This is a genomic window from Arthrobacter sp. BPSS-3 (genome assembly GCF_044628475.1).
Classification (GTDB): Bacteria; Actinomycetota; Actinomycetes; order Actinomycetales; family Micrococcaceae; genus Arthrobacter.
Window position 1 is genome coordinate 89,071 of sequence record NZ_JBIMMV010000002.1, and the last position, 13,005, is coordinate 102,075.

The following is a 13,005-nucleotide window of genomic DNA, read 5'->3' on the forward strand; positions in this document are numbered from 1 at the left end:
CGAGGGTCCGGCAGTCCCGGCCCAACGGAAGCTTAGGAAAGGATAAGTATGGGAGCCCAGATTCGGGTCTACCGCCAGAAGATCAGCTCGACGACGTCGATGCGCAAGATCTTCAAGGCGATGGAACTGATCGCTACCTCGCGCATCGGCAAGGCCCGCGCACGCGTAGCGGCTTCACTGCCTTACGCAAACGCGATTACGCGTGCCGTTTCTGCTGTCGCAAGCCAGAGCGAAATCGACCACCCGCTGGTGACCGAGCCGGAGCAGATCCGGCGGGCCGCCGTGCTGGTCGTCACCTCCGACCGCGGCCTCGCCGGGTCCTACTCCGCGACCGTGCTCAAGCAGGCCGAAGGCCTCGTCGAGCTGCTCCACGAGGAGGGCAAGGAAGTCAAGATGTACCTCATGGGCCGCAAGGCACAGGCGTACTTCGACTTCCGGAACCGTCCGTACGAGCGGGTCTGGACCGGCAACACGGACGCTCCGCAGTTCGAGACCGCACGCGAGGTGGGCGAGGCCCTCCTGGCCGATTTCGCCGAGGTCTACGAAGAGGGCGGTGTGGACGAAATCCACGTCGTCTACACGCGGTTCAAGTCCATGGTGACGCAGGAACCGACGGTTATCCGTCTGCTCCCGCTGGAGGTCGTCGAGGAACAGGCTGCCTCCGAGTCGGAGCTGCTGCCGCTCTACGAATTCGAACCGGAGACGGAGCAGGTCCTCGATGCCCTGCTGCCGCGCTACATCGAGTCACGCATCTTCGCCGCCATGTTGCAGGCCGCAGCTTCCGAGCTCGCAGCCCGCCAGCGCGCGATGAAGTCCGCCGGCGACAACGCCACGGAGCTCATCAAGAAGTACACGCGTCTGCGCAACACTGCCCGCCAGGCTGAAATTACGCAGGAGCTTTCCGAGATCGTGGCCGGCGCCGACGCACTGAACGCGTCCTAGCCTGCCCGTCACGGGCCCAGCTGTACCTGCACCACAGAACGAACTTAACCGCCCACGCCATCTACTGAGTGAAGTGAGAGAGATGACTGCCACTGCTACCGAACACGTAGCCGCGACGTCCGGTGCCACCGGCCGTATTGCACGTGTTATTGGCCCGGTTGTCGACGTCGAATTCCCGGCTGACGCAATCCCCTCGATTTACAACGCTCTCACCACCGAGATTTCTCTCAACGGTGAGACCAAGACCATCACCTTCGAAGTTGCGCTGCACCTCGGCGACAACCTCATCCGCGCCATCTCGCTGCAGGCGACCGACGGCCTGGTCCGCGGCACCACCGTGGTCGACACCGGCGCCCCGATCTCCGTGCCCGTTGGCGACGGCGTCAAGGGCCATATCTTCAACGTCCTGGGCCAGCCCCTGGACGTCGCGGAGTCCGAACTGCAGGTCTCCGAGCGCTGGCCGATCCACCGCAAGGCCCCCGCCTTCGCGACCCTTGAGGGCTCCACCGAGATGCTCGAGACCGGCATCAAGGTTATCGACCTCCTCACCCCGTACATCAAGGGTGGCAAGATCGGCCTGTTCGGCGGCGCCGGCGTCGGCAAGACCGTGCTGATCCAGGAAATGATCACCCGTGTTGCCCGCAACTTCGGCGGTACCTCGGTGTTCGCCGGCGTGGGTGAGCGCACCCGTGAAGGCAACGACCTCTGGGTCGAAATGGAAGAGGCAGGCGTCCTCAAGGACACCGCCCTTGTGTTCGGCCAGATGGATGAGCCGCCGGGAACGCGTCTGCGCGTGGCCCTGTCCGCCCTGACCATGGCGGAGTACTTCCGCGATGTGCAGAACCAGGACGTGCTGCTCTTCATCGACAACATCTTCCGCTTCACCCAGGCAGGCTCCGAGGTTTCCACCCTCCTCGGCCGCATGCCGTCCGCCGTGGGCTACCAGCCCAACCTGGCCGATGAGATGGGCCTCCTGCAGGAGCGCATCACCTCGACCAAGGGCCACTCCATCACCTCGATGCAGGCCATCTACGTTCCCGCGGATGACTACACCGACCCGGCTCCGGCAACGACCTTCGCACACCTCGACGCGACCACGGAACTCTCCCGTGAAATCGCTTCCCGTGGTCTGTACCCGGCCGTTGACCCGCTGACGTCGACCTCGCGCATCCTGGATCCGCAGTACATCGGCAACGACCACTACAACACGGCCGTCCGCGTGAAGCAGATCCTGCAGAAGAACAAGGAACTCCAGGACATCATCGCCATCCTCGGTGTCGATGAACTCTCCGAAGAGGACAAGATCGTCGTGTCGCGTGCACGCCGTATCCAGCAGTTCCTCTCGCAGAACACCTACACCGCCAAGCAGTTCACCGGCGTCGAGGGCTCCACCGTGTCCATCAAGGACACCGTGGAAGGCTTCGCGGCGATCTGCGACGGCGAGCTGGACCACATCGCAGAGCAGGCGTTCTTCAACGTCGGCGGCCTGGATGACGTCGAGCGCCAGTGGGCCAAGATCCAGGAACAGACCAAGTAATATGGCTGAGCTTGAGGTTGAGATTGTCGCAGCGGACCACTTCGTGTGGTCCGGAGCGGCCAAGATGGTCAAGGCCCGCACCAGCGATGGTGAAATCGGAATCCTGCCCGGCCACTCGCCCCTGCTGGCGATTCTGGCCGAAGGTGAACTGGCCATCGAGCCTGTTTCCGGTGACCGCATCGCAGTGGACGTTGACGGCGGATTCTTCTCCGTCGACAACAACCGCGTGGTGATCGTGGCCGACAACGCCCAGATGGGTGATTCGGCTACTGCGGGGATCCGCTAGCCCTACCTTGATGGACGATACTGGTCTTCCGTTCATCATCCTGGCAACGGCGTTTGCGTTGCTAGTCTTTGCACTGTGCCTCTCCGGGGTGCGCCGCATTAATCTGCGGCGCGCCCTGGGCACGGTGGACGCCTCCATTTGCGTAGCTGGAAACAGCTGGCAGATGGGGGTTTGTCGTTATCAGGACAACGACCTCGAGTGGTTCCGTCTTGCCTCCCTGAGCGTCCGTCCGAAATACACCTTCCGCCGCAGCTCGCTGGAGCTGATCGGCCGGCGTCCGCCCACCGAAACCGAACTGGTGAAGGTGCAGCCGGAGTCCGTCATCGTCGAACTGCGCTACGAGGGCCGGGACGTCCTGCTGGCCATGCGCTTCGACGCGTACACCGGGCTCTCTTCCTGGCTTGAGGCAGGCCCCGTCATCGGCGTCGGCACCTGGCGCTAACCGCCTTGGACTTCATCGAAGACATCCGGCTGGTGGACGGGCCGGTGCTCTGGGTTGCCTGGGCTGCCGCGGCCGCCGGTGCCGCCTACCTGCTCTGGAAGAGCGGCCGCCGGCATACCCCGGGGGCGACGGCGGTGGTCGTCGGCTCCGCCCTGCTGCTGGGCGCCGGGCTGGTCGCCGGAGTCCATCTCCTCCTGATCTACGTCCTGTCCGTCTTCCCCGAGGAACTGCCCTGGGAGACACTCGCCTGGAGTGTTCCCGGCGTCGCGGCCCTGCTGTTCTGGCTGCTCCGGCTGCACGGCATCTGGGGCCGCCGGCCGTTCCTGGCGGCCATCCCCGGACCCGTCCTGCCGGTGGTGCACCGGATCCGCGCCACCGCGGTGGCCACGGCCGCCCTGCTGGGCGTGCTGCTGCTCTCCGCCGTCCAGATCAACTCCTACTTCGGCCTCAATCACACCGTGAGCGACCTGACCGGCACCGCCGTCGCGCGCATTCCGGTGCTGGAGGACGCGTTGCGTAGGCAGCCCGGGGGAGCCGCCGCGGTTCCGTTGGCCGACTGGACGGCCCCGAACGGCCTGCCGCCGGACGGCACGGTCCGCAAGGCCACCATTCCCGGCACGGCGTCGGGCTTCCAGAGCCGCGACGCCTACATCTACTTCCCGCCGGCGTACAGTGCCACACCCCGGCCCGCGCTCCCCGTCCTGGTCCTCTTCTCCGGCCAGCCCGGGGCCCCGGCCGACTGGCTGACCGGCGGCGCCCTGCGCAGCCGCATGGACCGCTTCGCCGCGGACCACGGCGGGGTGGCCCCGATCGCGGTGGTGGTGGACCCCAACGGGTCCGCCTCCGGCAACACGCTCTGCATGGACAGCCGCATCGCCAAGGCCGACACCTTCCTCTCCCGCGACGTGCCTGACTGGATCCGGGCCACCCTCGACGTCGACGCCGACCCGCACCAGTGGGCCGCCGGCGGATTCTCCTTCGGCGCCACCTGTGCCATGGAGATGGTGACCCGCCACCCCGAGGTGTACAGCGCCGCCCTGGCGTTCTCCAGCGAAAAGGAGCCGTCCCTGGCCAAGGAGCGCCGCAAGACCATCGACGCCTCCTTCGGCGGCGACACCGCGGCCTTCGAGGCACAGACCCCGCTGCGCCTGATGCAGGAACGCCGGTACGAGGGCAACGCCGTGTATTTCGGCGCCGGCGAACGCGACCCCGAGTTCATCGAGTACATGGCCCTGCTCGCCGGGGCCGCACGGAAGGCCGGCTTCACCGTGGAGGACCACCGGATCGCCAACGCCGGGCACTCCTGGGAAGCGGCGTCGCGCGGCATGCCCGGCGGCCTGGACTTCCTCGCGCAGCGGTGGGGGATCAAGCAATGAGCGGGCTGCGCGGCATCCTCCGGCAGGCCCGTCAGCTCCCCGTCACCCTGTCGGTCCTGGCGCTCTTCCTCTTTGCCGGAGCGGCCACCGGCAGCTTCCTCGCCGGCCCGCCGGAAGCGCTGCTGGACTTCGCGTCCGTCAGCGTCCAGGGGCTGCAGGCCGGGCACTGGTGGACGATGTTCACCTCGCTGTTCTTCGCCACCAACCCGCTGGCGTACCTCGCGGCGTCGCTGATGATCCTTGGCCTGATGGGCGTGGCCGAGCGGCGGGTGGGCTCGCTGCGCACGGTCGCGTTCTTCCTCGCCGGCCAGTTCGCCGCGGTGTCCCTGTTCCTGCTGGTCACCCAGCTGGCGCGCTACGCCGGGGATGGCTGGCTGGGCCTGATGGTCGATGCCCCGCTGATAGGACCCTACGCGGCAATCCTCGCCGTGGCCCTGGCCGCCTGCGGGCTGCTGCCCACCCTGTGGCAGCGCCGGCTGCGGACCGCGGTGCTCTCGGTGGCCCTGCTGCTGGTGCTCTACGTGGGCCACCCCGAGACGGTGGTGGGCCTCTCCGGTGCCGTGGTCGGCTTGCTGGCCGGGTGGTGGCTGCAGGGGGACAAGGGCACCCTGCAGCGGCACCGATCCACCGGGCGCGAGACCCGGAACCTGCTCTCGCTCACCGTGGCGATCTTCGCCGTCGGGCCCATCCTCACCGCGGTGGTGCGGACCGCGAACGGTCCGCTGGCCTTGCTGCGCGACGTCGTGCTCAACCCGCTGCCCACGCTGAACCAGCTGGAGCAGAACTGCGGCGGCGCCGTGGATGCCTCGTGCCTGGAGGCTGGCCGGTTGGGCTTCGCCGGGCCGCTGGGCCTGGCCCTGGCCGTGGTGCCGGTGGTCCTCCTGCTCATCTGCGCCGACGGCATGCGGCACGGACGGCAGCTGGCGCTGCGGATCGCCATCCTGGTCCAGCTGGGCGTGACGGCGCTGGCCGCGGTCTACCTGGCCCTCTTCGCCCGCATCCCGCATTACCCTAACCGGCCGCACACGGCCATCATGGGCTCGGGCTTCGTGCACATCCTGCCGCTCGCGGCGGTGCCGCTGGCATTGGTGCTGCTGCTGTTCGCCAACCGCCGGCTGTTCCGGGTCGAGACCACCCGGCGGGCCCGGCGGACCCTGGCCCTGACCGTGGGCGGGACCTTCCTGGTTCTGGCCGGCGCGTACACCGGCGCCTGGTTCGCCGCCGGGGGACTGGAGCGCGACGGCGGCTGGCTGGGCCTGGCGGCCGAGCTGGCGCGGCAGTACCTGCCGTTGCCGATCCCGGGGACCTACAACCGGGTCTTCCAGGACCGGAATCCCGTGGAGGCCTTCCTCTTCGCCTACTCCGGCATCGCCTTCTGGGTGGTGGCGCTGGCCGGGGTGTGGCTGGTGCTGCTCCGCCGGGCGCACGGCACCGACGCCGGCCACGGCGACCGGGAAGTGGCACGCCGGCTGGTGCATCAGGGCGGCGACTCGCTCTCCTGGATGGCTCTCTGGGAGCCGAACAAGTTCTGGTTCAACCAGGCCGCCCGCGGTGCGGTGGCCTATCAGCAGCACAACAACGTGGCGCTGACCCTCGGCGGACCGCTTGGACCCGCGGCAAACCGGCTGGATACCGCCGAAGGGTTCCTGGACTTCTGCGCCGAAAATGCGCTGATTCCGTGCTTCTACTCCTGCACGGATGAAATCTGGCCGCTGCTGCAGGCCCGCGGTTTCCGGCGGCTGGCGGTTGCCCAGGAGACGCGCCTGGGACTGCAGGAGCTGACCTTCAAGGGCAAGGAATGGCAGAACGTCCGCACGGCGATGAACCGCGCGGCCAAGACCGGAGTGCACGCCGTCTGGGGCCGTTACCGCGACTTCTCGCCGGCGCTGCGCGCGCAGCTCAGCGAGGTCTCGGAGGAGTGGGCGGCCCGAAAGTCCGTTCCCGAGATGGGCTTCACCCTGGGCGGCCTGGACGAGCTGATGGACGACGAGGTGCTGTGCTGCCTGGCCGTGGACGCCGAGGGCCGGGTGCAGGGCGTCACCAGCTGGCTCCCCGTGTACGACGGCGGGGCGCTGGTCAGCTGGACCCTTGACTTCATGCGGCGCCGCGGCGACGCCTTTCCGGGGGTGATGGAGTTTCTGATCGCCTCGGCGGTGACGGAACTGCGCGACTCGGTGGACGTCATTTCCCTCTCCGGATCGCCGCTGGCGCGCGACGAATCCCGCGACGACGACTCCGACGGTGCCGGCGGCGAGGGCCTGGCCGGGATCCTGGACGTGGTGGGCCGGGCGCTGGAACCGGTCTACGGCTTCCGCTCGCTGGCGACGTTCAAGTCCCGCTTCAAGCCGGAGTACCGCACGCTCTACCTGTACTACCAGGATCCGCTGCAGCTTCCGGCCATAGGCCGGGCGCTCAGCCGGGCCTACCTGCCCGACCTGTCCGTGCGCCAGAGCGCCCGGCTGCTGCGTACGCTCGTGCGCTAGCGGGACGGCGGAACGCAAAAAAATGATCCCCGGCAAAAGCCGGGGATCATTTTCTTCAGCCGGGAATGCTTCTAGCGCATTCCTGAACCTAATTAGACGACCGTGACGCCAGTGGCCTGGGGGCCCTTGGCGCCCTGGCCGATTTCGAACTGAACGCGCTGGTTCTCATCGAGGGTCTTGAAGCCGCCGGTCTGGATTTCGGAGTAGTGGACGAAGACGTCGCCGTCGGAGTCATCCGGGGTAATGAAGCCGAAGCCCTTTTCAGCGTTAAACCACTTGACGGTTCCCTGAGCCATTTAATTCTCCTCATTGTCGAACTTGAGAAAGTCCGGCGCACCTTACGCCGGGCTTAGTCACTCCGCGGGAAGAACCTTGGCATCCGCCCGGGACTCCGGGTTTCGGCGTCAGGAGCTTCACGCTCGCAACATGTCTTGCGAGCATGAAAAACACCTACACAAAGACTGTTCTAAGAATTTCATGCCCCCACAGTCAGGTCAACGGGCGCGGCTGATAAATCCACAAATTTTATGTAACAAGCTGGTGAACCAATTGGTGCGTGATTGGGGTGCAATTGCCGCGCTTAGAAGAGGCGGGATTCGCTGTCGTCCACACCGCGCATCGCGTCATAGTCCAGCGTTACGCAATCAATGCCGCGGTCGGTGGCGAGGACCCTTGCCTGCGGCTTGATCTGCTGGGCGGCAAAGATACCGCGGACGGGAGCCAGGAGCGGGTCGCGGTTGAGCAGTTCGAGGTAGCGGGTCAGCTGTTCGACGCCGTCGATGTCGCCCCGGCGCTTCAGTTCGATGGCGACGGTGCCGCCGTTCGCGTCGCGGGCCAGGATGTCCACCGGCCCGATCGCGGTGAAGTATTCGCGGCGGATCAGAGAGAATCCCTCGCCCAGGGTCTCGATCTGGTCAGCCAGCAGGCGCTGCAGGTCCGCCTCCACGCCGTCCTTGATCAGTCCGGGGTCCTGGCCAAGGTCGTGCGAGGTGTCATGGAGCTGTTCATGGATGTTGATGATCAGTCGGTCGTCGGTCTTGGTGGACTGCACGGTCCACTGCTCGATCACGCCGACCTCGACGTCGACCTCGTCCGGGGTGGACACGCGGAGCCGGGCGGGCGGGCTCATCCAGTTCAGGGGCTTGTAGGAACCGCCGTCGGAATGGACCAGCACGGAGCCGTCCGCCTTGACCACCAGCAGGCGGGTGGCGAGGGGGAGGTGGGCCTTGAGCCGGCCGACATAATCAACGGAGCAACGGGCTATCACTAAACGCACCCGGTCAACACTACCGGCAGCGGGGAGGCGCCGCGGCGTGGACACCGTCCGGGGACCCGCTGGGGCAGAATGGGACCATGCCCCGTTCCAACCGCCCCCGCCGTCCCGCCCCGGGCAACGGGGGCGCCCGGCAGCCCGGCAAGCACGGCGGACCGGTGCCCGAGCTGGACCTGGAACGCGCCCGGACCGGGATTGCCCGCCGGGAGAGCGCCCCGGACGGGGAATGGATGGTCCGGTCCATCTCGGCCAGCCGCGCCGGCAAGACCTATGTCTGCCCTGGCTGTCTCCACGCCGTCCCGCCCGGAACCGCCCACCTGGTGGTCTGGTCCGAGGACCATCTCTTCGGTGCCGCCGCCGGGCTGGCCGAACGGCGCCACTGGCACACCAACTGCTGGACCTCGCGCACGTACCGGTACCGCTAGGCGCTCACTGCTCTCGCGGGTGCCGCCCGTAGCTTCGCTAAGCTGGAGGGCATGACTTTCGACCCGGCCTCGTACGACTTCACCCAGCCCGCCGCCCCGACCCCCATCCGGGCCGCCACGGTGCTGCCGGCACGGCGGGAGAACATCGAGCTGCGCACCGCGGACGGTCACCTGCTGGTGGGCGAACTCGCGCTGCCGGAGTCCGGCGAGGTCCGGGCCACCCTGATCACCCTGCATCCGCTGCCCACGCACGGCGGCTTCATGGATTCGCACGTCTACCGCAAGGCCTCCTACCGGCTGCCGGCCCTGTCCGGCGTCGCCGTGCTGCGCTTCAACACCCGAGGCACGTCCTCGCCCCGGGGAACCAGCGGCGGCAGCTTCGAGGAGGGCATCGGCGAACGGATGGACGTCGAGGCGGCGGTGCGGTTCGCGGTGGACCGTGGCCTGCCGAACCGCTGGCTGGTGGGCTGGTCCTTTGGCACCGAGCTGGCGCTCATGTACGGCGCGGTGGATCCCGTAGCCGGAGAGATCGAGGGCGCCATCCTGCTCTCGCCCCCGCTGCACCGCGCCACGGACGTGCACCTCAAGGAATGGGCTGCCGCGGGCAAGCCGCTCAAGGTGCTGGTCCCCGAACACGACGACTACCTGCAGCCTGCCGCCGCGGCCGAACGCTTCGCCCTGGTGCCCCAGGCCGACGTCGTCGGCGTCGACGGCGCCAAGCACCTCTGGGTGGGGGAGAAGTACGCCGGACGGGTGCTGAACGAGATCGTCGCCGAGGTCCTGCCGGGGACGGCGCAGCCGCTCCCCGAGGAGTGGGACGGCCCGGTGGCCACGGCGCACGCCTGAGCGGTGAGCGCCTGCCGGGGTTAGTGCTTGCCGGGTTAGTGCTTGCCGGGGTTAGTGCTTGTCTTGGCGGACGATGAAGATTTCCTTGACCAGGAGCATGATGGCCGCGGCCGTCGGGATCGCGATCAGCGCGCCGAGTACACCCAGCAGGCTGCCGCCGGCAATCACCGAGATGACCGCCACCGCGCCGGGCACCGCCACGGCCTTCTGCATGATGCGCGGCGAGACGAAGTAGGCCTCGAACTGCAGGTAGGCGAAGTAGCAGATCGCGAAGACGACGGCGGTCTGCCAGCCGGCGGTCAGAGCGATCAGGGTGACCAGGATGCCGGCGATCATGCCGCCGACCAGGGGAATGAAGGCCAGCAGCGCCACGACGAAGGCGAGCAGCACCGCGAACGGCACGCCCACGATGGTCATCACGATGAAGGCGAAGAGCGCGTTGAGCAGTGCCACGCAGACTTGGCCGATGACGTAGTTGCCGACCGAGCCGGTGATCTCCTCGGACAGGGCCTCCACGCGCGGCCGGCGGGAGCGCGGAGCCAGGCGGTAGCCCCACAGCTTCATCGAGGGCATCGCGGAGAGGAAGTACAGGCTCAGCACCAGGACGATCAGGGCGCCGAAGAGGCCGTTGGCGATGGTGGAGCCGACGCCCACCACGCCGCCGAAGATGCCGCCCATCGCGTCCGGGTTGTTGACGAACTTCTCGAGCTCCTGCGTGATCCGGTCCCGGACGCCGAACTGGCTGTCGAGGCCGCGGAAGAAGTCCGAGTCGATGAAGTCCTGGATCCACTTGGGGGCCTCCTGGACGATCTGGGTCACCTGGGCGACGATGGTCGGGATCAGGGTGGCGAAGAACCCGGCGACGGCCAGGGCCAGGACGGCGACCGAGACCAGGATGCCGGCCGGGCGGGGCACCTTGCGTTTCTCCAGCCAGCGCACCACGGGATCGAGGCCCAGGGCGATGAAGAGTGCCGTCAGGATCCAGAGCAGCAGCTGGGTGATGTTGGAGCCGATCCAGTAGACCAGCAAGGCCACGCCGACGCCCACGGTCCCCATGAACCCGACGTAGAGCGGATGCTGCGCGGAAATCCGCGGCCCGGGACGGCCGAAGCGGGTCTCCTCGGTGTCCTCAAGAGCGGCGTCGGCGTCGTCCAGCTGCTCGGGCGGCAAATCGAAGCGCAGCCGGGGCTGTGCGCCGGGCAGGGGTTGCCGCAGGCGGCGGGCCATCGCGGCCAGGAACCCGGCCGGAGCCTGGGCAGGCCGCGCGACGGATTCCGGGGGAGCTGCCTGTCCTGAGGGGGACGAATCCGTGGGGTCAGTCACTGCGCTGCAAGCCTTTTTCTCTCAATTTTCCCCGGAATTCCGCGGCTGCGGGGCCGGTGTGACGATCACCGCAAACACTATCAGCAGCCTTGCTACCGGGCGGATCGACGGGCCGGGACGGGCCGGGAAAGGGGCTTGACAAGCCGCCCGATCTGACTCGGAGGTAACAAAACGGTTACTCTTAAAACTACGTGTCCGCTGATGATAGGTAATATTTTGCGTTTCAAGACTGCAGTTGCACTTGTGCTGCTCGGCCTCCTGACACTGCTGGCGGGGATCGGGCAGAAGACAATCTGGGCTCCGCCGGCGACGGTGACGGCCAGCGTCCCGGCCAACGGCACCGCCGCGCCGCTGACGGTGGTCGACCAGAAGCTGCGCACCCTGCACGGCGGCACGGTCAAGATCCACGTCAAGGGTGAAGGCAACTTCCTGCTGGCCTCCGGCCGCCCCGACGACGTCAACGCCTGGGTGGGCAAGACGGCCCACAACACCATTTCCGGGCTCTCCGAGGACCGCAAGTCCCTCACCGTCGAGCACGCCGACGGCGAGGCCACCGCGCCGTCGCCCGCCGGTTCGGACCTCTGGGTCTCCACCGAGAACGCCAACGGCGAGCTGGACTACTCGTGGACTCCGCCGGCCGACGGTGACTGGTCGCTGCTGCTGGCCACCGACGGCACCAAGGCCGCCCCCTCGGACATTTCGATGACCTTCCCCAATGACACCTCCACGCCGTGGGCCATCCCGCTGATGGTTATCGGCGGGCTGCTGGTAGTCGGCGGCGTCGCGCTGCTGGTGCTGAAGCCCAAGCAGGGCGCGCCGCGCTCCGGCACCCCGGGCGACGGCGGTTCCGGCGATGGCGGCTCCGATAACTCCGGCTCCGGCGATGTCGAGGCCAAGGAGGCCACCGCCGGCAGCGCCTTCGCACGCCGGGCCCGGGCCCGCGCCGCCGACCGGGCCAAGGCCCGTGAGGCCGGCTCCACTCCGGCCGCCGGAGACGCCGGACAGGCCCCCCGCATCGCGACCCTGTCCACGCGCCGCCGCGCCGCGGGTGCGGCCGTGGCCCTGCTGACCGCCACCGCCGTCGCCGGCACGGGCGTTGCCGCCCAGGCCAGCCAGTCGCCGTCGCCCGCCCCGAGCGGAAGCGCCGGCACGGCCGCCCCCTCCGCCGGCGGGACCCCGATCCTGCTGGATGCCCAGTTCCGCCGGATCCTGGAACAGGTCTCCGCGGCCACAGACGCCGGTGACGCCGCCAAGGACGCGGCCAAGCTCGCCCCGCGGGTCGGCGGGACCGAACTCGAGGTCCGCACGCAGAACTACAAGATCCGCTCGCAGGTGGGCAGCTACGAATCCCGGATGCCCGTGCGCGCCACCAAGCTGCTGACCACCGTGGTGAGCTCCAAGCGAGACTGGCCCCGCTCCGTCATGGCAGTCACCCAGGGCGACGGCAACGTGGTCCCGCAGCTGCTGACGCTGGTCCAGGCGTCCCCGCGCGAGAACTACAAGCTGGTCGGCGCGACGCCGCTGCAGCCGGGAACCACCTTCCCTGCGATCAACCGCGGCGGCACCGAGACGCTGGGCGCCGACGACAAGTCCGGCCTGCTCTACAGCGGCCAGGAGGCCCTCGCCGGCCTGGGCGACCGCCTGACCAACGCCGACTCGGCCTTCAAGGACAAGCTCGCCGAGGGCCAGTCCTCGCCGTACATCGCCGACACCCTGGCCTACCAGGCCGACGTGGTGAAGTCCGGTGCCAACGGAAACTTTGCCTTCACCCACAAGGCCGTTCCCGAGGACACCGTTGTGTTCCGCACCGCCGACGGCGGGGCCCTGGTCCTGGGCCGGCTCAACTTCGGTTTCGACGGCACGCCGAAGAACTCCGGCGACAAGCTGACCATCGGGGACGACGCCGCGGCCCTGGCCGGCGGCAAGGAGACCAGCACCGGCATGGTCCTGAACTTTGCCGAGTCCGTGGCGGTCTACGTGCCGCCGGCGGGGTCCAAGGATCCGATGAAGCTGGTGGCCGCCACCCGCGGCCTGGTCGGGGCGAGCTTCAAGTAGTCCCGGCCGCGGGCGGA

12 protein-coding genes are annotated in these 13,005 nt (G+C 68.2%); 9 read left to right on the forward strand and 3 right to left on the reverse strand.

Translation table 11 applies throughout. The annotated features are described in order from the left end of the window. Positions 1-48: 48 nt before the first annotated feature. The 6 genes from ACFVY3_RS03385 (at position 49) to ACFVY3_RS03410 (ending at position 7,066) form a co-directional block, all read left to right on the forward strand. A complete protein-coding gene (locus ACFVY3_RS03385; RefSeq protein WP_364134744.1) occupies positions 49-942 on the forward strand; it encodes a F0F1 ATP synthase subunit gamma in 894 nt (297 codons plus the stop codon). Between the two features lie 82 nt (positions 943-1,024). Continuing rightward, positions 1,025-2,479 (forward strand): F0F1 ATP synthase subunit beta, encoded by a 1,455-nt coding sequence (gene atpD / locus ACFVY3_RS03390; RefSeq protein ID WP_290257407.1) that lies wholly within the window; start codon positions 1,025-1,027, stop codon positions 2,477-2,479. A gap of 1 nt (position 2,480) precedes the next feature. Continuing rightward, positions 2,481-2,765 (forward strand): F0F1 ATP synthase subunit epsilon, encoded by a 285-nt coding sequence (locus ACFVY3_RS03395; RefSeq protein ID WP_290257408.1) that lies wholly within the window; start codon positions 2,481-2,483, stop codon positions 2,763-2,765. A 10-nt stretch (positions 2,766-2,775) separates the two neighbouring features. Continuing rightward, complete coding sequence (locus tag ACFVY3_RS03400; RefSeq protein ID WP_290257409.1) at positions 2,776-3,207, forward strand: DUF2550 domain-containing protein; 432 nt, start codon at positions 2,776-2,778, stop codon at positions 3,205-3,207. Positions 3,208-3,212: 5 nt separating this feature from the next. Continuing rightward, on the forward strand, positions 3,213-4,583 hold the full coding sequence (locus ACFVY3_RS03405) for an alpha/beta hydrolase (RefSeq protein WP_400158771.1): 1,371 nt from the start codon (positions 3,213-3,215) through the stop codon (positions 4,581-4,583). Then, positions 4,580-7,066: a rhomboid family intramembrane serine protease gene (locus ACFVY3_RS03410; protein ID WP_400158772.1), complete on the forward strand. Its 2,487-nt coding sequence runs from the start codon at positions 4,580-4,582 to the stop codon at positions 7,064-7,066. Before ACFVY3_RS03405 ends, ACFVY3_RS03410 begins: the two co-directional genes overlap by 4 nt. Positions 7,067-7,158: 92 nt before the next feature. Here ACFVY3_RS03410 and ACFVY3_RS03415 read toward each other — a convergent pair whose 3' ends face one another. Further along, complete coding sequence (locus ACFVY3_RS03415; protein ID WP_003804766.1) at positions 7,159-7,362, reverse strand: cold-shock protein; 204 nt, start codon at positions 7,360-7,362, stop codon at positions 7,159-7,161. 284 nt (positions 7,363-7,646) lie between these two features. Continuing rightward, positions 7,647-8,342, reverse strand: a complete 696-nt coding sequence (gene nucS / locus ACFVY3_RS03420) for an endonuclease NucS (RefSeq protein ID WP_290257414.1) — start codon at positions 8,340-8,342, stop codon at positions 7,647-7,649. Positions 8,343-8,419: 77 nt separating this feature from the next. Between nucS and ACFVY3_RS03425 the strand changes: the two genes are divergently transcribed. Continuing rightward, positions 8,420-8,764 carry an ATP/GTP-binding protein gene (locus tag ACFVY3_RS03425; RefSeq protein ID WP_290257415.1) on the forward strand — a complete coding sequence of 115 codons (345 nt, stop codon included), beginning with the start codon at positions 8,420-8,422 and terminating at the stop codon, positions 8,762-8,764. A gap of 51 nt (positions 8,765-8,815) precedes the next feature. After that, positions 8,816-9,610: an alpha/beta hydrolase gene (locus ACFVY3_RS03430; RefSeq protein WP_290257416.1), complete on the forward strand. Its 795-nt coding sequence runs from the start codon at positions 8,816-8,818 to the stop codon at positions 9,608-9,610. Between the two features lie 51 nt (positions 9,611-9,661). Here ACFVY3_RS03430 and ACFVY3_RS03435 read toward each other — a convergent pair whose 3' ends face one another. Continuing rightward, on the reverse strand, positions 9,662-10,933 hold the full coding sequence (locus ACFVY3_RS03435) for an AI-2E family transporter (protein WP_400158773.1): 1,272 nt from the start codon (positions 10,931-10,933) through the stop codon (positions 9,662-9,664). A gap of 201 nt (positions 10,934-11,134) precedes the next feature. Between ACFVY3_RS03435 and ACFVY3_RS03440 the strand changes: the two genes are divergently transcribed. Then, positions 11,135-12,988: a hypothetical protein gene (locus ACFVY3_RS03440; RefSeq protein WP_400158774.1), complete on the forward strand. Its 1,854-nt coding sequence runs from the start codon at positions 11,135-11,137 to the stop codon at positions 12,986-12,988. The last annotated feature ends 17 nt before the right edge of the window (positions 12,989-13,005 follow it).